The organism is Paenibacillus sp. FSL R5-0713 (assembly GCF_037973325.1).
In the GTDB taxonomy this organism is placed as follows: domain Bacteria; phylum Bacillota; class Bacilli; order Paenibacillales; family Paenibacillaceae; genus Paenibacillus.
The window spans coordinates 2,766,077-2,783,676 of sequence record NZ_CP150229.1; the positions used below are offsets into that span (position 1 = coordinate 2,766,077).

Below are 17,600 nucleotides of genomic sequence, written 5' to 3' on the forward strand. Positions count from 1 at the left end.
AATTATAAAAATATAAAAAAGACTGCGTGATATGCGCAGCCTTTAAAGAATTAATAATGTAGTGAAGACCTGGGAGACTTAGAAACGAACCAGATTGTTGACGTTGATAGGCAAACCCGTGGCGATGGCGCGATTGGCCGCAATGCCCGTCAGAATGGATCTGGCACCGTCCACATGATTAGCTGCGCGATGGAACGGATCTTCTACAGGCTCTCCGAACAGATCATTCAGCAGCACTGGGTCACCACCGCCGTGTCCACCTGCTTTTTCCTCCACTTCAACCTCATATGGCGCACCGAACATCGGAAGGACCCGCAATGTTTTACCGATCAATGCACCTTCTTTACTTTTGTCACCTAATGAATTGACATAGGATTGCTCCACAATGTTCATCTCAATCCGGCCTTTGGTGCCGTTAATGGCAATACGGTAACCTTCCCATGGCTGATAGGCAACGAGGGAGTACGTCAGAATGGCTTTGCTCCGATACTTCACAAGCACACCCATCGTATCCTCAATGTTAATGCCATCCCCAAATACGCTTTGATCCCGCTGATAACCATCTTCTGATTCGGCATCCAGATACATGGACTTCATATGAGCATCCGAATCCAAATGCAGTGCAAATGGATCTTCCTTCGCAATCGGGTTGCCGGTTGCTCGATTGTAGAACTGCGTTACACCGCGTTCTTCTGCGTTTTCTCTGCCGTAATACATCAGATCACCGAATGCAAACACGGTCTCCGGTTGCGAACCAATCCAGAAATTCACCAAATCGAAGTGATGGGTGGATTTGTGCACGAGCAGTCCGCCGCTATTACGCTTGTCCCGATGCCAACGGCGGAAATAATCTGCCCCGTGGCGGGTATTCAACAGCCATTCAAAGTGAACGGACGTGACTTTTCCGATGGTATCATCCAGAATAAGTTCCCGAATCTTCGTATGGTGCGGCGCATAACGGTAGTTAAAGGTAACCCTGACGTTCTGGCCAGTGCGCTTGACTGCATCCAGGATGTCCTGGCATTTTTCCTCATCGATCGTCATTGGTTTCTCGGTGACAACGTCACAACCCAGTTCCATCGCGCGAATGATGTACTTGTGATGGGTACGGTCAACGCTGGTTACGATGACATAGTCAGGCTTCTCGTTCTCAATCATCTGATCAAACTGATCCGCAGGATAGGTGGGTACCTCGGGATAATCGTACTTTTCCTTCAACAGTTGATTCGCGTAGTTCATGCGGACTTGATTTATATCACAAAAGCCGACAAGCTCGGAAGTATCCCTGTAATCCCGGGTTAATGCACCATAAAAGAATTCCGCACGGCCGCCGGTTCCGACTAATACATAACGTTTCTTGCTACTCATGTCTATCGCCTCCTTGAATATAGCTTTAGACTATAACAAGGGAGTACTTCTTTCGCCGCATTTTATGCGTAACCGCTTTCAAATGCCGCATATTTTGCTATAATTTATGGAAAGGAGAGAGGCCGACATGACAGAACCTTTCAGTGCAGATTTTCATGATCCCACGGATTTACTACATATTGAATATGATCGTCGCATTGGATATTTCTCGATGACGGATGACCACCTGCATGATCATTATGAGTTGTATTACCTGTTGTCTGGCGAGCGTATCTATTTCATCAAGGATCGGACCTACCGGGTAAAGGCTGGTGACCTGGTGTTTGTTGACCGGAATACGGTGCATAAGACCTTGGAGAGTGGCATGCCCGACCATGAGCGGATGGTGCTGTATTTGAAGCCTGAGCTTTTTGCAGCCATGGCTATTTCAACGGAGTTAGTTGAAGCCTTGAAGGAGCCCTTCTGCTGGGAGATCCCTATTATAAGGTTTCCTTCACAGGTCACGGAGGTATTGCAGCGCATGGTTAGCGAAATGGTCGATGAGATGCTTCGTCCCCAGCCGGGAAGCAACCTATTGCTTCGTCACCGGGCTATTGAATTGTTGCTGCAAGCCTATCGTAATCAGCATCTGGGCAGGTTATGCTCCGATGATCGTGAGCCGGTTCTTCATCCCAAGACACAGGCCGTTGTTCGTTACCTGAATGAGAATTATGAGAAGCCACTGACACTACCGGAGGTGGCGGGTATGTTTCGCATTAGTCCGCATTATCTGAGTCGATTGTTCAAACAAACGACGGGCTTTACCTTCAGTGATTATCTGAATCTGTTACGGGTGAAGGAAGCACAGCGTTTGCTGCGGGAAAGTGAGGCATCCATTACGGATATCGCCTGGCTTGCGGGATTCAGTAACTTCTCTCATTTTGGCAAGATGTTCAAGCGTACTGTTCAGGTATCACCAAGAGTCTATAGGCAGGAATATAAGGAATCAGGTTCCGTGAGGACCATAAAAGAGGGAGAGAATATACGATGATTGAAGCAAGATTAAATGAACTGGGGATCATTTTACCACAGGCCAGCGCGCCCGCAGCAAAATATGCGAATGCTGTTATTGTTAATGGAATCATGTACGTATCCGGTAAAGGACCAGATATCCCCGAACGTGGCAAACTGGGATCAGACTTCACAACTGAGCAGGGATATGATTTTGCCCGGAATGCCGGACTGGAAGTGCTCGCTGTCGTTCGAGATGTGCTGGGTTCACTGGATCGGGTGAAGAGAGTGGTTAAAGTACAGGGTTTTATCAATGCGGCCGCTTCGTATCAGGAGCATCATAAAGTGCTAAATGGATTCTCGGATCTGATGATGGAGGTATTTGGGGATCAGGGGGTACACGCTCGTTCGGTATTCGGTGCCGTATCTGTGAGAGACAACTTGCCCTTGATCATTGACTCCATATTTCAAGTAGAGGAGTAGATCTAACCATGACAGAATCGTCTTCATTTAATCCAATTATGCTAACGATTCCCGAGAGCTTCCAAACGGAACGCCTCACGATTCGTGCCCCGCAGTGGGGGGACGGTGCGGCAGTCAATGAAGCGGTCCGTGAAAGTGCGGAGCAGCTGCGGTTGTGGTTACCTTTTGCGGAGAAGATCCCGTCATTGGAAGAGTCCGAGATGACTGTTCGCAGAGCAAGACTGAAATATCTGGAACGTACCGACCTGATGCTTCATCTGCGAGACAGACACACGGATGAATTGGTAGGCAGCAGCGGGTTACATCGCATCGACTGGAATGCACGTTGTTTCGAGATTGGTTACTGGATTCGAACTTCACGAGCTGGTGAGGGGTTGATGACGGAAGCGGTGAAAGGCATTGAGCAATTTGCCATTACGCATCTGGAGGCGAACCGTCTGGAGATACGCTGTGATGCGCGTAATGTGCGAAGTGCCAAAGTAGCTGAAAGGGCGGGTTATACACTGGAAGGCACACTACGCAAGATGCGGCGGAATAGTACAGGTACTTTGGTCGATTATATGGTTTTCTCTAAAGTCAGAGGAATTGAGTTCGAGTAAAAGGGCGGGTAGATATGGAGCGAATTGGTCAGGGAAGAACTGCGGAAATCTATGCGTATTCGAACGAGCACATTATGAAGTTATATCGAATGGATTTTCCACTCGAAGCGGTCCAAAATGAATTTAGAATAAGTGAGTTGGCGTACAAGAAAGGACTACCCGTCCCACAAGCAATATCCTTAATAGAACATACTACGCCGCGTGCGGGCATTGTCTTTGAACGACTTCAGGGGAATACCCTGTTATCCCTTATTATTCAGCAACCTGAATTACTGGAGCAGTTGGCGTTCATGATGGCTGACTGTCATTACAGACTTCATTGCGAACGAGATGATGAAGGAACACTTCCCTCACAGAAGCAGATTTTATCCGGAGCAATTCGCAATGTTCGATTATTATCAGAGGGTGATCAAGCGCGAATCCTCTCATACTTAACAATATTGCCTGATCAACAGCAAATCTGTCATGGCGATTTTCACCCCGATAATGTTATGCTCAGTGATGCTGGCGATCAATACTGGGTTATCGATTGGATGACTGGTATGTCAGGAGATCCTGCGGGTGATGCGGCTCGAAGCTGGGTAATATTAATGAGCAGCACTTTGCCGGAGAATACAGAGCCTGCTGTACGAATGGGGTTTGAAACGGCTCGTGAGTCGCTGGTTGAATATTACATGCATCATTATATGCAACTGTCCGGGATTACACGTGAATCAATCGAATCCTGGATACTTCCCGTTGCTGCCGCGCGTCTTGATGAGGATCTGCCTGCTCAAGAGGTGGAGCAGCTGCTCAAGTTGGTTCAGGAACGACTTCGTCTGTTATAAAAGTTAACTTTAAGATTATTTACACAGACACTACGATGACAGGTAGGGTAGAGAACGAGAGGGGACGAATTCATGCTGCAATCATTAATGGCCATACAATCATACAAGTCAGGTAACACGCCGGAGGCCCAGCAGCCGTGGCTGCAACTGCTGGCAGCAGCAGAGAAACCCCATATTAACCTCGAACGCATTCATTCCATCGCGGAACTTGAGGGAACGAATCCGGTGCTGGATTACACCGAGCGTACACTGCGTGTGCTGGAGAAGCTTCAGGTTTCTTTTTGGGTGCGAGAAATTCTGGAGGAGGTTCTAATCTGGTCAGAGACAGCGAAGGCCGGATCACGTGAGCAGCGGCGTGTATGGCAGAAGCAGGGCGTTAATCTGTTTGTGCACAATGTGGGGTCCGCCCAGTTATATGATCTATACGAAGGGCCAGAGCATCTGGATAATGACATCAGTAAGAGCGGGGGAACGAGTATAAATCAACCTGGTTCTCTGAGCGATGCCTTAAGTAAGAACGCGCATATAAGCAAGCATGCTGTGTTGACTTCACACACACCAAGGCATGAGGTTATTCGTACTCTAATTGCTACGCATGGACTTATTGGTCAATACATACGCGGCGAGATTCCATTTGCCGAGAATGCTCCGCTGCACGACTTGATCGCCAAAGGATGGCTTACTGCAGAAGAACTGCACACCATTCTGTTGGCATTAAATGAGTGCATTATTGCAGCCGTTGATCCAGCGTTATGGGTTCATGTTCAGGCTGAGGTAAAGCGAATTGTAGGCTGGATTATTGCTGGACCGGATCATGAGGACTGGAGCGTGAAGGAACGGTTATCCCGATTAAGAAGTTCATCCATCCGGCAGGGAGAAGCTATGGATACGGCTTATGCCAAACTTCAGACGGAACTGGATGTGGAACAGATACTGGCTCCGCTGGCCCATCGTACCCTGTGGTATGTAGAGTCGGCCATGCAGGATTTCTCGTTGCAGGAGATGGTGAAAGTGTTCCTGTTGACGCTACGTAGCGAGAGTATGACTCCAACATCCATCGAGAAGCAGTCTGATATAGTCCGCCATATCAGCTTCGAACCATTGATGAATACGATGTATTACGACTACAAAGGGGTCAAGAAGCTCAATATTTACAAGAAACGAATGATTGAAAAATATTTGGAACAATACACGTGGGAACAGATTGCGGCAGGGGAGCAGATCGTCTATCCCCATCTAACCCATCGCATGGAGCGTCATGTGGATCTGCCGGATACATTATTCGTGACCTTCGAATTTTCCCCCGCTGCCGAGAAGCTCATCGCATTCTGTATTGAAGCGGAAAAGTCACCATTATATGAGAAGGCTGTGCTGCTGTTATTTGACCTGTTCGGATTGCGGCGGGATGCCTATGACCGGTTCCACAACGAAGAAACGTATTTGTCCGATATGAACAGCTCAGGTGATTATAAAAAAGTACTGCTCGACTATATTGTCGGTAAACGGGTACTTGATATTGGTCCAGGTGGAGGGATTCTGCTGGATCTGATTGAGCAGGAAAAACCGGAAGTGGAGCCGATCGGTATCGATATCTCAGCCAATGTCATTGAAGCGCTGGAGCGCAAAAAGCAGCGCGAGGGACATCGCTGGCAAGTGATGAAGGGCGATGCCCTGCAACTGGAGCAATATGTGCAGCCAGGCTCCGTGGATACAGTTATTTTTTCATCCATTCTGCATGAGTTATATTCATATATTGAACTGGACGGTCGAAGATTTAATTCCGATACGGTTGTAGCAGCGCTGAGAAGTTCATTCCGTGTGCTGTCACCTGGAGGAAGAATTCTGATTCGGGATGGCATCATGAGTGAACCGGTGGCACGAAAGCGCCGGATTCGTTTCCTGGAACCGGATGGGATGCGATGGCTGGAGCGGTATGCAGAGGATTTTCAGGGACGTGCAATTCAATATGATCGGATCTCCGACAATGAGGTCGTCATGCCAATCAACGATGCGATGGAATTTCTCTACACCTATACGTGGGGGGAAGAGGCATATGTACATGAGATACAGGAACAGTTCGGTATCTTTACGCCGACCGACTATAAGAACTGTATTCTAGAAGCGCTGGGCGAACAAGCCGAAATGATCACCTTCGAACATTTCCTTCAGGAGGGTTATACGGAAGCACTTGGAGAACGAATGATCTTCATGAAGGAAGATGGTTCCCCTGCGCCTTTGCCAGACAGTACCTGCCTGATTGTCATTGAGAAGAAGGGGTTGGCGGATGGATGATGAGCGAGGCCAGTACGTTTTTGTATTTTGTCAGACATGCGGAGTCTAGGTATGTTGAAGGACAAGAGCGCGAGCGTGGGCTTACAGAACAAGGTCATCAAGATGCAGGGACGGTTGCCAGTCTGCTCCAAGGGGAGCAGATTCAACTGTTCTATTCCAGCCCGTACAGGCGAGCGGTGGATACAATTCAGATTCTGGCAGATCGGTCAGGTGGAATTGTGGTGACAGAGGAAGATCTGCGTGAACGCCAGTTGTCGAGTTCGGATGTAACGCACGATAATTTTCGTGAAGCCAAGCAGCGGTTATACCGTGATCCTATGTATGCGTATCCTGGTGGAGAGTCTGGTGAACAGGCTCGCTCTAGGGCAGTAGCGGTGATCGATAGAATTCTGGATAAACATGCGGGTCACAAGGTAGTCATCGGAACCCATGGAGACGTGATGACGCTTATTTTTCAACACTATGACGCTTCCTACGGTTATGATTTCTGGGAGAAGACTACGATGCCGGATATCTATAAGTTGCAGTTTGATGGTACGCACATGTTGGTCCAGGTAACAAGATTGTGGGAGTGACAGGTAATATATGAGAAATGCATTAAGCGTGATGAGAGTAGAGAGGTGTGAGTTGAACGGATGAAAATGACGCTGTTACCTGATACATACTTTATTGAAAATCTAAGCGTATCCCCATTACAGGATAGAATGTACTGCATATTTGATCTCGAAGGTACGGGCATTAATCCTGTGGTGGAGAGTGTGACACAATTTGGTGCGATGCATTACCAAAGAGGTCAACAATGTAATACAACATTTTCTTCACTTACACGGGCGGACAAACCTATACCAGAAGCTGTGGCCAAATTAACAGGCATTTCGAATGAGGATATGGTAGAGGCTCCGTCGTTTGTAGAAGCATTTCAGTCCTTTCAGGAATTCATTGGTGATAGCGTTCTTGTGACCCAAGCCGGATATGAATATGATCTGCCCATCTTGAAGCGACATTGTGATGAGTATGGTCTCCCGATGTTCACTAATCTGGTATTGGATACAAAAGCGATGTTCACGTACATTCATCCTGAGATTAACGAGGTCGTCTCTACGGATTTTCTGATTCGGTATTACGATCTGAATACAGATGGAGTTCACAGGCACAATGCTCTGGCAGACTGTGGTGTGATCGCTGGTATCTTTGAATGTATCCTTAGTGAATACGAGGAACTTCAATTGAATCATTTTACAGCTGATCCCAAGCGCATGATGAAGCGTTTTGTTATACCTGAGATGTATCTGACATAATGAAGAACTGGAGGGGAGATCGATGAGCAGAACAGATGTGGAGAAGCTGCTGTCGGAACTTAACGAAGGACGGATTCTGACTCAGCAGACATTCGAAGGATTGGATGTAGAGGTTTATCTGGATGACAGGGATGCCTCAACGTTTGCTGACGAGTGGATGCAATCCTTTGAACGATGGGCTCAAGCTACTGCTGTGGCTGAAGAAGAGGTGCTGCGCGCATGCAGGGAACAGGCGTTCAAACAAACGTTAGCACTCACTGGCGAACCTGAGTTAGCGGGGTATGTGAGTGATGATCTGGGTTTAATTGGCGCTGCACTGTTACAGGATATGGTGAATGATATCTTTGTGAACAAGCTGCTGGAAAGTTATCGTCAAGGTAGGTTGCCCCTGCGATAAGCGGGGGAAGAGCCACGTTGGCTCTTCTCGTTTGTATAAAAAAATAGCATCAAATGTACATTGTGAGTCGGTTGAAGCATGAGTTACAATTCACCTAAGCAATAGATGAGAATGATAATCATTATACGTTATGTGTATATCATTCTCACGATTATATCTACAGATCATATAGGGGTGAAGGGTATCATGGTAGGTTTTATTAAAGGTATAAAAGGGTGGACGATCACATTACTGCTCATGGGTCTGGTGATTTCGGGATGTAGTACAAATACCGCTACCAATGCGGAACAGACTCCTGCAACTGAAAGTGCAGCTTCGGGAGAAAATACTTCTGGAACCGAGACAGAGCCTGCGACACGAGTTGTTCAGGATGAATTTGGAGATGTAACGATTCCGGTTCAGCCACAACGAATTGCTGGAATCTATGTAGAAGATTATCTGAAGGCGCTCGATATTACACCTGTCGTGCAGTGGTATAATCCGATGTGGGGTGTGCAGGAGTATTTAGGAATGGATGTGCCGCAATTTGATACTACAGGCAGCATTGAGGCCTTGTTGCAATATGATCCGGATCTCATCATTGTGGATGGGGGAGCGGACATGGAGAAATATGAGATGTATTCCAAGGTGGCACCAACGTATCGCTTGCCTGAGGAAGTACTGCAGGACTCCGATCAAATGTTAAAAACCATTGCCGATGTTGTAGGTAAATCAGACAAGGGTGAAGAAGTTGCTGCGGCATTCGGGGCCAAGATTGCAGATGCCAAATCGAAACTGAAGGAAGCGGTCGGGGACGAGAGCGTCGCAGTGGTCCGGCTGAATGTTAACGATGACACACTGGCACTGTTCGGTGTGAAAAATCGATTGACCGGATTTATTTATTCAGAGCTCGGTCTAACACCGCATCCTCTGGTTAGCAAGATGGAGGAATATCAGGAAATTCTGTCTGAGGAAGCCATCCCGCAGCTTGATGCGGATCATCTTATCATTTTCCCTTCTAATGGAGAATGGTCATCTCCCGAGAACAAGGAAGCTTTGAAGGTGCTTGACAGCAAGTTGTGGCAATCCCTTCCAGCGGTTAAAAACAATCAGGTGTACATCATGGAAAGATCACATTGGCAATCAGGTGCAATTACAGCGAATTCCATGAAAATTGATGATCTCTTGGAAAAGATGACTCCATAGTATAATCCTATAAGAAAGAAAGTTCTTCAGCGAGGGTTGAAGAGCTTTCTTTTTTCGTATACACTATTTTGAATGATAATAATTCTCAGTTAAGGACGATGAACATGTGCCCCACGATAATACAATGGATTCCCAAGCCCTGGCTGTGCACGCTTCAACATATGGAGTACATAAATCACGATAAATCTGAGATCGATAAACGTTTGCTACATAAAAAATCGTCTTCACACTCCATATTTGTTGTTACGTCTGGAAAGGGTTCGATAGTTTACTCCGATCGGGAATTTCATTTGGAAAAAGGAATGATTATGTTTGTTCCAGCGGGAACACCGATTAAGATAGAAGACTCTCCTTGGACAGAAAGTAATTTGCAATATTATAAGCTTGATCTGGTGGTGGCTGAGGTGAAAGAAGATATTTCAGGCCATTCGCCTACGATAATCACGACTGAGCAGCAAGAGTTTCTTAAAGGGATTGAAGATCAAGAAGCGCCCCCTCTTATTCAGCTGAGTTACAGTCCGTGGAGTTCCTGTCTGGAGGCCTTGGAACAAATACTGCGACAACAGGTCACTGGCGATTGGCTGAAGCAATGGGAGGTACAGCTTCGTTTCCAAGAGTGGTTCCGTGCCTTGCTTCGCCAGAGTGATCCCGAAACTGATGCACCAGATGACCGTGCCCGTCTTCAAAGTTCAATTCGTTATATTGACGACCACTATGATCTGACGATAACCGTGGACGAGCTCGCGGCAGATATTGGTCTAACCAGAGCCAGCTACACTCGGCAATTCAAAAGGATGACAGGCAAGCTTCCGCTTGATTATGTGAATACGGTTCGGCTGGAGCGCTCGAAGCAACTATTGCAGCTAACGGATGATCGCATCCATGAGATTGCACAGAATGTGGGATTCAGCAGCGAGTATTATTTTGGTCGCCGATTCAAGCAGTATGCTGGTATTTCACCTGGGTTATATCGTCGTCATCACCGTCAAGAGGTTCGTGTCTTTGCTCCGTATCTGGAAGACTTTGTGTTGGCCCTGGGGATAAAGCCTGTGTTGCAATATTCACATCACTCCTGGGGTAGACAGCATTATTTGGGATTGGATGATGTGCCCGAATTCGATGTAAGCCAGCAGGATGCTCAATTCAGTGCGGGTATTGTACCTGACTTTATCATGCTGAATAAGGGATATGATCGATGGAATCTGGACCGCTTTGAGCAAGTAGCACCTACGTTTTACGTAGATCATCTGGGAGAGGATTGGCGTTCCATTCTTAGATCAACAGCCGATGTGTTGGGAAAGGTGAATCGGGTTCAAGATGTAATTGGTGCGTATGAGGACAAGGCATTGGAAGCTAAAGGACGTTTAACACGTTATATGCGTGGTCAAACGGTGGCGTTTTTGCGTATATCTGCGTCGGATATTACTCTCTATGGGAATCAGCAAGGTTACGTGGGCCCTGTAATTTATCAGGATCTTGGACTAACTCCGCATTCCCGTGTGCAGCAATGGACAAGACATGAGCGCAGGATTTCCATTGGATTGGAGCAGTTAAGCCAACTTGATGCGGATCACTTGTTGATTACTTTTGATACTGGGGATTCTGCTGAACCAGGAGTTGAGCGCGAACTGCTCGACCGGGATGAATGGAAACGTCTGCCTGCGGTGAGGAACGGTAATGTGTATGAAGTGGATTTCATGTCATGGATGAACTACGGTGTGATCTCCCATGGGAAGAAGATTGAGGATGTATTGCGGTTTATGGCTTGAGGAATGGGAGCTAAAACTACAAACAAGCTGGTTTCAATAATTAAATTAAACTCGAAGAAAAATGAATAGGAGAATAGACATCACATGCAGAAAAATATCTGGGCATCGCTTTTAGTAGTAGCTGTTATTGGAATGGTTCCTGTTACAGAGGTACCGAGGACTACGGTTGCCGAATCGCATGAAATCTTGCCTGAAGATCTTCCGGAAAGCTTAAGATATGATTCCGAGCATCCAGATGTAATTTATGTGAGGGATTGTGGGGTCTACGAGAAAGTTGATTCCAGTTTAGTAGACTACGGTGAAGAAGATGTTGTAGTCGATGATTTACAAAAGGTAACAGATAAAACAAATGTAATTGTTGCTTATGAAGCAACTTACGTCAAAAAAGGTGAATGGGAATAAAACATATGACGTTTGAGGTAAGTGAATACAAAAAAATGGGAAGCTCCTTCAGCTCAGGCTGGAGGGGGTTCTTTTTGTTTAGCACGATAAATGAACCAATACAACTACTCAAAAGGCTTGATTCATCTCATTTTAGTGTAGCGTTTACAAAAAAACAGGATAACGAGCACAAAATGCAAAAGCGGATGTCCTTGACTGAAAGATTACGACATACCATTAGAGTGAAGGCTAATCTGTAAAGCAGGATGAAGTCTTCAAGCATAGCCATGAATGGCGGATGGGAGAGCTGTAATGACAAAACGGGTAATTCTGTTGGAAGAAGGTACGGCAGAGATGAAGGGGCTAATGGGCAGTATAGGGGCTGATCTTGCGGAGCTAAAGCATGCAGGTTGGTCTGTCCCGGCCGGATTTGTAGTCACAACGGAATGCTGTCGCGAGTTCTGTACCCGTCTTGGACATCTTTCCGGTGAAGGAGAGGAAGAGATTGTGAACGCGATCCGGCACCTGGAACAGCAAACCGGTAAATTCTTCGGACATTCGGAGAATCCGCTTCTGCTCGCGGTACGTACTGATCGTGATCAATCATCAGATGCTGCCATACATCCATTGTTAAGTGTTGGTCTAAACGATGTCACTGTGGAAGGACTCGCACGTCATACCGGTAATCGGTTGTATGCACTCCAATGTTACCTTCATTACTTAAAGGAATATGGACAGTTGATACATGGAATTCCGTCTGAATTTTTCACAGAAATATCGAGCAACGTCAAGGATGGGGATGAAGCGGAGCTTGAATTAATCATTACCGAATTTAAATATTTAATTGAAGCGAAGGGTCGCAGCCCTTTTCCACAGGATGTCCAACTTCAATTCAATGAAGCAGTTCGTGCGGTATATCATTCACAGCGTGTTCAAGCATCCAGATCTCAGAATGAGATCATGCGTAAACCAACTTACTTTTCTTCGGAGCCAGGCGCTCCTGTTCTTATACAAACCATGATGCATGGGAAATGTGGAGACTCAAGCGGGACCGGAACAATATATACACGTAACCCACTTACAGGAGAGAAGGGAATTATTGGACAGTATTTTTTAACGGGAAACACCGATCTAACGGATCACGGTCTGGAGCGGCTAAGAGATAACCAATCTGAGCTATATACACGTTTGCTGGAGATAGGCAGCCAGTTGGAGACGCGTGAGGGAGAAGTGCAGGAGATTACCTTTGTAGTTGATTCCGGCGCGTTGTATGTTGTGTACACCCAGCCCGCCCGATTATCTTCTACAGCCTTACTGAGGAGTGCTGTGGATTTTGCCCATAAAGGACTCATTACCAGGGAGGAAGCACTGTTGCGTATCCAACCTGGGCATATCACGGAAGTGCTGAAGCATTATACAGATTCGGGCAGAGGAGAGAGCATTGGAAATCTTCCCACACAGATCCAGCTAGGAACGAATGATGAGCATGCAACCTCTAAGAATAACTCAGCTTCACCTTCTTCATCCGATCTGCAACTGCTGCTCGAATGGGCTAATGAAGTGAAAGAGTTGACGATACTTTCCAATGCGGATCGACCGCAGGATGCCATAACAGCACGGAAACTGGGGGCGGAGGGAATCGGGTTGTGCAGGACGGAGCACATGCTGTTGTCACCTGCGCGGCTACCTTTTGTACAGAAAATGATTCTGGCTGATAGTGAATCCGAGCGCAGGAGAGGGTTGGAGCGTCTGTTACCGATGCAACAGTCTGATTTTGAACAGCTGTTCGAAGCGATGGATGGATTCCCGGTAACTATACGTTTGCTCGATTCGCCGCTGCATGAATTGCTACCGGATCTGGGCGTGTTGGAGAAACGACGTGAATGGTTACAAGCCGATGAGCCGCAGAAGCAAGAAGACCCCCAGAGTGAACTGGAGGAACTGGAGCGCGTCATTCGCAGAGTCAGTGAATTGCACGAACACAATCCGGCACTTGGGCAACAGTCTTGTCGTCTGAGTACCGTGTTCCCTGAAATTATGGATATGCAACTTGAAGCAATATTCCGTGCAGCAGTGAAAGGCATCCGTCAAGGCTGGTGGGTACGCCCCGAGATTATGATCCCGCAGATCGGTCATGTGCATGAACTTCAGGTGTTGAGAGATCTGGTGGATCATGTGGCTGACCAAGTGCTAGGTGAGGAGAGACGGCATTGTCACTATAGAGTTGGGGCGATGATCGAAGCTCCGAGAACGGCGCTGACGGCGACTCACATCGCTCGACAGGCAGACTTTTTCACATTTGGCACGGATGAGCTCACAGAGATGACGTTTGGATATAGTCGTCAAGAAGCCGAGAAGCGATTCCTTCAACGTGATACGGATTCTCGTACAGTAACGAATAACCCATTTCATGTGCTCGATATTGAAGGAGTCGGGCAACTGATAGAGATGGCGGTAGTCCAAGGGCGAATTCGAAAACCTCATTTGAAAACAGGGATCTGCGGAGAAAATATGGCGGATCTGGAATCGATTACGTTCTGCCACCGTATTGGAATGGATTACGTAAGCTGTCTGCCTGAACAGATCCCTTATGCACGAATTGCAGCTGCACAAGCAGCCATTGAGGAACAGAGAGAGGTTACGAACACACAGAATGCAGATATATCCACCATTGCGTAAACACGCAGCCTATCTTGCACGGAACTTCCATGGAATAGCAAACAGAAAACTGTTATACTGAAATATGCGTTTTGTAAAGGGAACGTAAAATTTCAGGGTAAGGGTTGAAAGCGACCATGTATAATTCCAATAATGAACGAACTTCATCACGGACTTTATTCGCCGTGTTATTCATTCTTATGTTGTTGAAGCTGTCACTGTTGAGGTATTTCTTTTTCCAGGGTCTGTCCGGCATTGGTCTGTTGACTGACGCATTAGGTGCATTAGCGTTGGTATGCATACTGGATCTGATTGTGCCCAAAGGCTGGAAGAGAACCGTTTATGGGGGATTCAATATTTTGTTTTCTCTGCTTCTGTTCGCGGCAACGCTGTATAACGTTCATTTCAGTTCGGTACCCACATATACCGTGCTAAGTGAGTTAGGTCAGGTTGCGCAAGTGCGGGGCAGTATCGGACCTCTGGTACGACCGGAGCACTTTCTGTTTTTTGCAGACATCGTATTGGCACTGCCAATATGGTTGATTATGCGCAGACGTGCAGGTGGGCGTAACCGCAGCAGTTACCGCGATAGCGGTCTGACGTTCGGCAGAGTTCGCAGACGTTACTGGGGCAAGCTCGGTGTTGCGCTTACCGCTGCATTCTGCATCGTGTTGTCTGGCAGTTTTATTGTCAAAGGTGAAACGATTGATAACGAACTGGTTCGCGCCGAAAATCTCGGTTTTCTGAACTACCAGGTCTCATCTGCTATTATGACAAGCAAAGAGAATGAGGCCATTGCGAATGGCAACATTAACGAAACGATTGCCAAGATCAATGACTTGGTTAGCAAGTATCCATATCAGGATAAACCGAGTGACGGCTCAGCCGTGAAGGCCAAATATTTTGGTCAGGCCAAAGGCAGTAATCTGATTGTACTGCAACTGGAGTCCTTTCAGAATTTTCCAATTAATGCTTCATTGGACGGTCAGGAATTAACGCCGGTATTGAATGATCTGGCGAAAGAAAGCTATTATTTCTCTCATTTCTTCCAACAGATTGGACAGGGAAACACATCAGACGCTGAATTCATGTCGAACACGTCTATCTATCCAACCGGCGTTGTCCCCATGTCGGCAGGGTATAGTGACCGCGAATTGCCAAGTCTTCCAAAATTACTGGGCAAAGAGGGATATGAGTCCGAGACGTACCACGTCAATGACGTTACCTTCTGGAACCGGAACAAGATGTATCCGGCCCTCGGATTCACTCGTTACTTCGACAAGCCGAGCTTCGAGAATGACAAGTTTAATGATTTTGGACCATCAGATGAAGAGTTGTACCGTGTAGGTGTGGAAAAAATGACTGCGCATCAGGCTGCAAATCAGCCGTTCTATGCTCAGTTCATCACGGCATCAAGTCACTCGCCGTTTACGGTTCCTGCCGATCGTGCACGAATTACGATTCCCGCGACGATCACAAACAAACTGCTTCACGATTATCTGCAGTCGATCAACTATACGGACTATGCCATTGGTCAACTCATTAATGAGTTGAAGGCCAACGGATTATGGGATAACACAACCCTAGTGCTCTACGGAGACCACTTCGGTCTGCCTGCTGACGAAGAGATTACACAACAGATTCAGGCTAATCTCGGTGTCCCTTATGACGGTAAAGTAAGTCGATTCAACATTCCGTTAATGATTCACACACCGAAACAGAGCAAAGGGCAAGTCATTGAGCAGCCAGGCGGTCAGCTGGATATGTTGCCAACAATCATGAATCTGATGGGCGTTTCGCTCCAGGACGAGAAGTTCACTGCCTTCGGACATGATCTGCTCAACATGGATCATAATGCCTTCGGTATCCGGTATTACTTGCCGACGGGGTCATTTGTCAACAATGACATCATGTTTATTCCGGGTGCAGGGTTTGATGATGGAACAGCTTACTCACTCAAAACGTATGAGCCGATAACGGATTTGGAACCCTATCGTGCCGACTATGAACATGTGCTCAGCCTGATGAAACTGTCTGACGAGTATGTGAAGTTGTTACCGAAACGTGCGCCATAACTGAGTTTTTCTGAAAGAGATTAGATCTCAACGCTACATCCAAACGTCACCAGTTCAAAACTGGTGGCGTTTTTTGCATGTTTCTTACACAAGTGTGGTAATAAAAGAGGATAACTAAGTTTGAAACTGTAATAATTAATGTTACAATGGAACAAGCAAGAATGAAGTGAGCAATAGCGTGTAACATCCGCAAGAACTCATATTCATAGAGATCAAGAACCTAACAGATGAGAGGATTGAATATATATGAAACTAAGTGTACTCGAACACGGACATATCAATGAAGGACGGAGTGTGCAGGATACGCTGCAGGAAACGGTGAAACTCGCGCAACATGCGGATCAATTGGGATACTCCCGCTTCTGGATGTCGGAGCATCACGGTAGTGGTGCACTGTCTTTTTCCAGTCCTGAAGTGATGATTGCACATGTTGCTGCACATACGGATCACATTCGGGTAGGTTCCGGTGGAGTCATGTTACCTCATTATAGTGCCTATAAGGTTGCGGAGAATTTCCGTCTGCTGGAAGCGTTGCATCCGGGGCGGATTGACCTTGGAATTGGCAGAGCACCAGGCGGAATGCCGATTGCCAGCAGAGCGCTGAACGAAGGCAAATCATCGAATGTACAATTCTTCCCACAGCAGATTGCGGATCTAGGCGGATACTTCCACGAGCAATTGCCTGAGGATCATCGGTTTGCGTCTCTGGTAGCCGGACCATCGGTTCCAACGGTACCCGAAGTGTGGTTGCTAGGTTCCAGCTCCGAAGGTGCGAGGATTGCAGCTGCGCAAGGGACGTCGTATGCGTTTGCCCAATTCTTCGGTACACCAGGCGGCGAAGAAGCAATGAAACATTACCGTAGACATTTCAAGCCGTCCATCCTGAATGACAAACCCCATTCCATGATCGCTGTCTCGGCGTTCTGTGCAGAGACAGAGGAAGAAGCGGCTGAACTGGCGCGCAGCAATGAACTATTCTTCCTGCGACTCGGACGGGGACTTGAACAGAGTTCCTTCCCATCCCTGGAGACGGTGAACAACTATCCATTCACAGCGATGGAGATGGAACAGATCCGTCAACGTCGTTCTTTTTCCATCGTGGGTACACCGGATCAGGTGAGAGACAAAATTACCGCTATGGCTGAACGTCATGAAGCGGATGAAGTCATTATCGCGTCAGCGATCCATTCGTTCGAAGCACGTCTACGCTCATTCGGCTTGATTGCAGAAGCCTTTGGACTCAAGCAGGACTAATAATCAGCAAGCGGGAATAACTAC

General features: G+C 47.0%; 15 protein-coding genes. 14 read left to right on the top strand and 1 reads right to left on the bottom strand.

The features are described from left to right. Positions 1–78: 78 nt before the first annotated feature. Positions 79–1,368 carry a Gfo/Idh/MocA family oxidoreductase gene (locus MKZ12_RS12685; RefSeq protein WP_339260706.1) on the bottom strand — a complete coding sequence of 430 codons (1,290 nt, stop codon included), beginning with the start codon at positions 1,366–1,368 and terminating at the stop codon, positions 79–81. Positions 1,369–1,495: 127 nt separating this feature from the next. Between MKZ12_RS12685 and MKZ12_RS12690 the strand changes: the two genes are divergently transcribed. The 14 genes from MKZ12_RS12690 (at position 1,496) to MKZ12_RS12755 (ending at position 17,576) form a co-directional block, all read left to right on the top strand. Beyond that, positions 1,496–2,398, top strand: coding sequence for an AraC family transcriptional regulator (locus MKZ12_RS12690; protein WP_339260708.1), 903 nt, complete (start codon positions 1,496–1,498; stop codon positions 2,396–2,398). Next, on the top strand, positions 2,395–2,841 hold the full coding sequence (locus MKZ12_RS12695) for a RidA family protein (protein ID WP_339260710.1): 447 nt from the start codon (positions 2,395–2,397) through the stop codon (positions 2,839–2,841). The genes MKZ12_RS12690 and MKZ12_RS12695 overlap by 4 nt, the downstream gene beginning before the upstream one ends. Positions 2,842–2,849: 8 nt before the next feature. Then, positions 2,850–3,440, top strand: a complete 591-nt coding sequence (locus tag MKZ12_RS12700) for a GNAT family N-acetyltransferase (protein WP_339260711.1) — start codon at positions 2,850–2,852, stop codon at positions 3,438–3,440. A 14-nt stretch (positions 3,441–3,454) separates the two neighbouring features. Further along, positions 3,455–4,267 (top strand): aminoglycoside phosphotransferase family protein, encoded by an 813-nt coding sequence (locus tag MKZ12_RS12705; protein WP_339260712.1) that lies wholly within the window; start codon positions 3,455–3,457, stop codon positions 4,265–4,267. Positions 4,268–4,339: 72 nt separating this feature from the next. Further along, positions 4,340–6,559: a class I SAM-dependent methyltransferase gene (locus MKZ12_RS12710; protein ID WP_339260714.1), complete on the top strand. Its 2,220-nt coding sequence runs from the start codon at positions 4,340–4,342 to the stop codon at positions 6,557–6,559. Next, positions 6,556–7,134, top strand: a complete 579-nt coding sequence (locus MKZ12_RS12715; RefSeq protein WP_339260716.1) for a histidine phosphatase family protein — start codon at positions 6,556–6,558, stop codon at positions 7,132–7,134. The genes MKZ12_RS12710 and MKZ12_RS12715 overlap by 4 nt, the downstream gene beginning before the upstream one ends. Before the next feature lie 60 nt (positions 7,135–7,194). Continuing rightward, complete coding sequence (locus tag MKZ12_RS12720; protein ID WP_339241992.1) at positions 7,195–7,857, top strand: 3'-5' exonuclease; 663 nt, start codon at positions 7,195–7,197, stop codon at positions 7,855–7,857. A gap of 22 nt (positions 7,858–7,879) precedes the next feature. Continuing rightward, the gene (locus MKZ12_RS12725) at positions 7,880–8,254 is read left to right on the top strand and encodes a hypothetical protein (RefSeq protein ID WP_339241994.1); all 375 of its coding nucleotides are present in this window, start codon (positions 7,880–7,882) and stop codon (positions 8,252–8,254) included. A 186-nt stretch (positions 8,255–8,440) separates the two neighbouring features. Continuing rightward, positions 8,441–9,439, top strand: a complete 999-nt coding sequence (locus tag MKZ12_RS12730) for an ABC transporter substrate-binding protein (RefSeq protein WP_339260718.1) — start codon at positions 8,441–8,443, stop codon at positions 9,437–9,439. A gap of 161 nt (positions 9,440–9,600) precedes the next feature. Continuing rightward, positions 9,601–11,208 carry a helix-turn-helix domain-containing protein gene (locus tag MKZ12_RS12735; protein ID WP_339261392.1) on the top strand — a complete coding sequence of 536 codons (1,608 nt, stop codon included), beginning with the start codon at positions 9,601–9,603 and terminating at the stop codon, positions 11,206–11,208. 84 nt (positions 11,209–11,292) lie between these two features. Beyond that, positions 11,293–11,610, top strand: a complete 318-nt coding sequence (locus MKZ12_RS12740; protein ID WP_339260720.1) for a hypothetical protein — start codon at positions 11,293–11,295, stop codon at positions 11,608–11,610. A gap of 291 nt (positions 11,611–11,901) precedes the next feature. Then, the gene (locus tag MKZ12_RS12745; protein ID WP_339260722.1) at positions 11,902–14,268 is read left to right on the top strand and encodes a putative PEP-binding protein; all 2,367 of its coding nucleotides are present in this window, start codon (positions 11,902–11,904) and stop codon (positions 14,266–14,268) included. Between the two features lie 116 nt (positions 14,269–14,384). Continuing rightward, positions 14,385–16,322, top strand: a complete 1,938-nt coding sequence (locus MKZ12_RS12750; RefSeq protein WP_339260723.1) for an LTA synthase family protein — start codon at positions 14,385–14,387, stop codon at positions 16,320–16,322. A gap of 246 nt (positions 16,323–16,568) precedes the next feature. After that, a complete protein-coding gene (locus MKZ12_RS12755; protein ID WP_339242002.1) occupies positions 16,569–17,576 on the top strand; it encodes an LLM class flavin-dependent oxidoreductase in 1,008 nt (335 codons plus the stop codon). Positions 17,577–17,600: the final 24 nt, after the last annotated feature.

What these genes read in the sequence shown, in the direction of transcription:
- MKZ12_RS12685 (WP_339260706.1), bottom strand. Translation starts at nt 1,368, where the DNA reads ATGAGTAGCAAGAAACGTTATGTATTAGTCGGAACCGGCGGCCGTGCG.
- MKZ12_RS12690 (WP_339260708.1), top strand. Translation starts at nt 1,496, where the DNA reads ATGACAGAACCTTTCAGTGCAGATTTTCATGATCCCACGGATTTACTA.
- MKZ12_RS12695 (WP_339260710.1), top strand. Translation starts at nt 2,395, where the DNA reads ATGATTGAAGCAAGATTAAATGAACTGGGGATCATTTTACCACAGGCC.
- MKZ12_RS12700 (WP_339260711.1), top strand. Translation starts at nt 2,850, where the DNA reads ATGACAGAATCGTCTTCATTTAATCCAATTATGCTAACGATTCCCGAG.
- MKZ12_RS12705 (WP_339260712.1), top strand. Translation starts at nt 3,455, where the DNA reads ATGGAGCGAATTGGTCAGGGAAGAACTGCGGAAATCTATGCGTATTCG.
- MKZ12_RS12710 (WP_339260714.1), top strand. Translation starts at nt 4,340, where the DNA reads ATGCTGCAATCATTAATGGCCATACAATCATACAAGTCAGGTAACACG.
- MKZ12_RS12715 (WP_339260716.1), top strand. Translation starts at nt 6,556, where the DNA reads ATGATGAGCGAGGCCAGTACGTTTTTGTATTTTGTCAGACATGCGGAG.
- MKZ12_RS12720 (WP_339241992.1), top strand. Translation starts at nt 7,195, where the DNA reads ATGAAAATGACGCTGTTACCTGATACATACTTTATTGAAAATCTAAGC.
- MKZ12_RS12725 (WP_339241994.1), top strand. Translation starts at nt 7,880, where the DNA reads ATGAGCAGAACAGATGTGGAGAAGCTGCTGTCGGAACTTAACGAAGGA.
- MKZ12_RS12730 (WP_339260718.1), top strand. Translation starts at nt 8,441, where the DNA reads ATGGTAGGTTTTATTAAAGGTATAAAAGGGTGGACGATCACATTACTG.
- MKZ12_RS12735 (WP_339261392.1), top strand. Translation starts at nt 9,601, where the DNA reads ATGGAGTACATAAATCACGATAAATCTGAGATCGATAAACGTTTGCTA.
- MKZ12_RS12740 (WP_339260720.1), top strand. Translation starts at nt 11,293, where the DNA reads ATGCAGAAAAATATCTGGGCATCGCTTTTAGTAGTAGCTGTTATTGGA.
- MKZ12_RS12745 (WP_339260722.1), top strand. Translation starts at nt 11,902, where the DNA reads ATGACAAAACGGGTAATTCTGTTGGAAGAAGGTACGGCAGAGATGAAG.
- MKZ12_RS12750 (WP_339260723.1), top strand. Translation starts at nt 14,385, where the DNA reads ATGTATAATTCCAATAATGAACGAACTTCATCACGGACTTTATTCGCC.
- MKZ12_RS12755 (WP_339242002.1), top strand. Translation starts at nt 16,569, where the DNA reads ATGAAACTAAGTGTACTCGAACACGGACATATCAATGAAGGACGGAGT.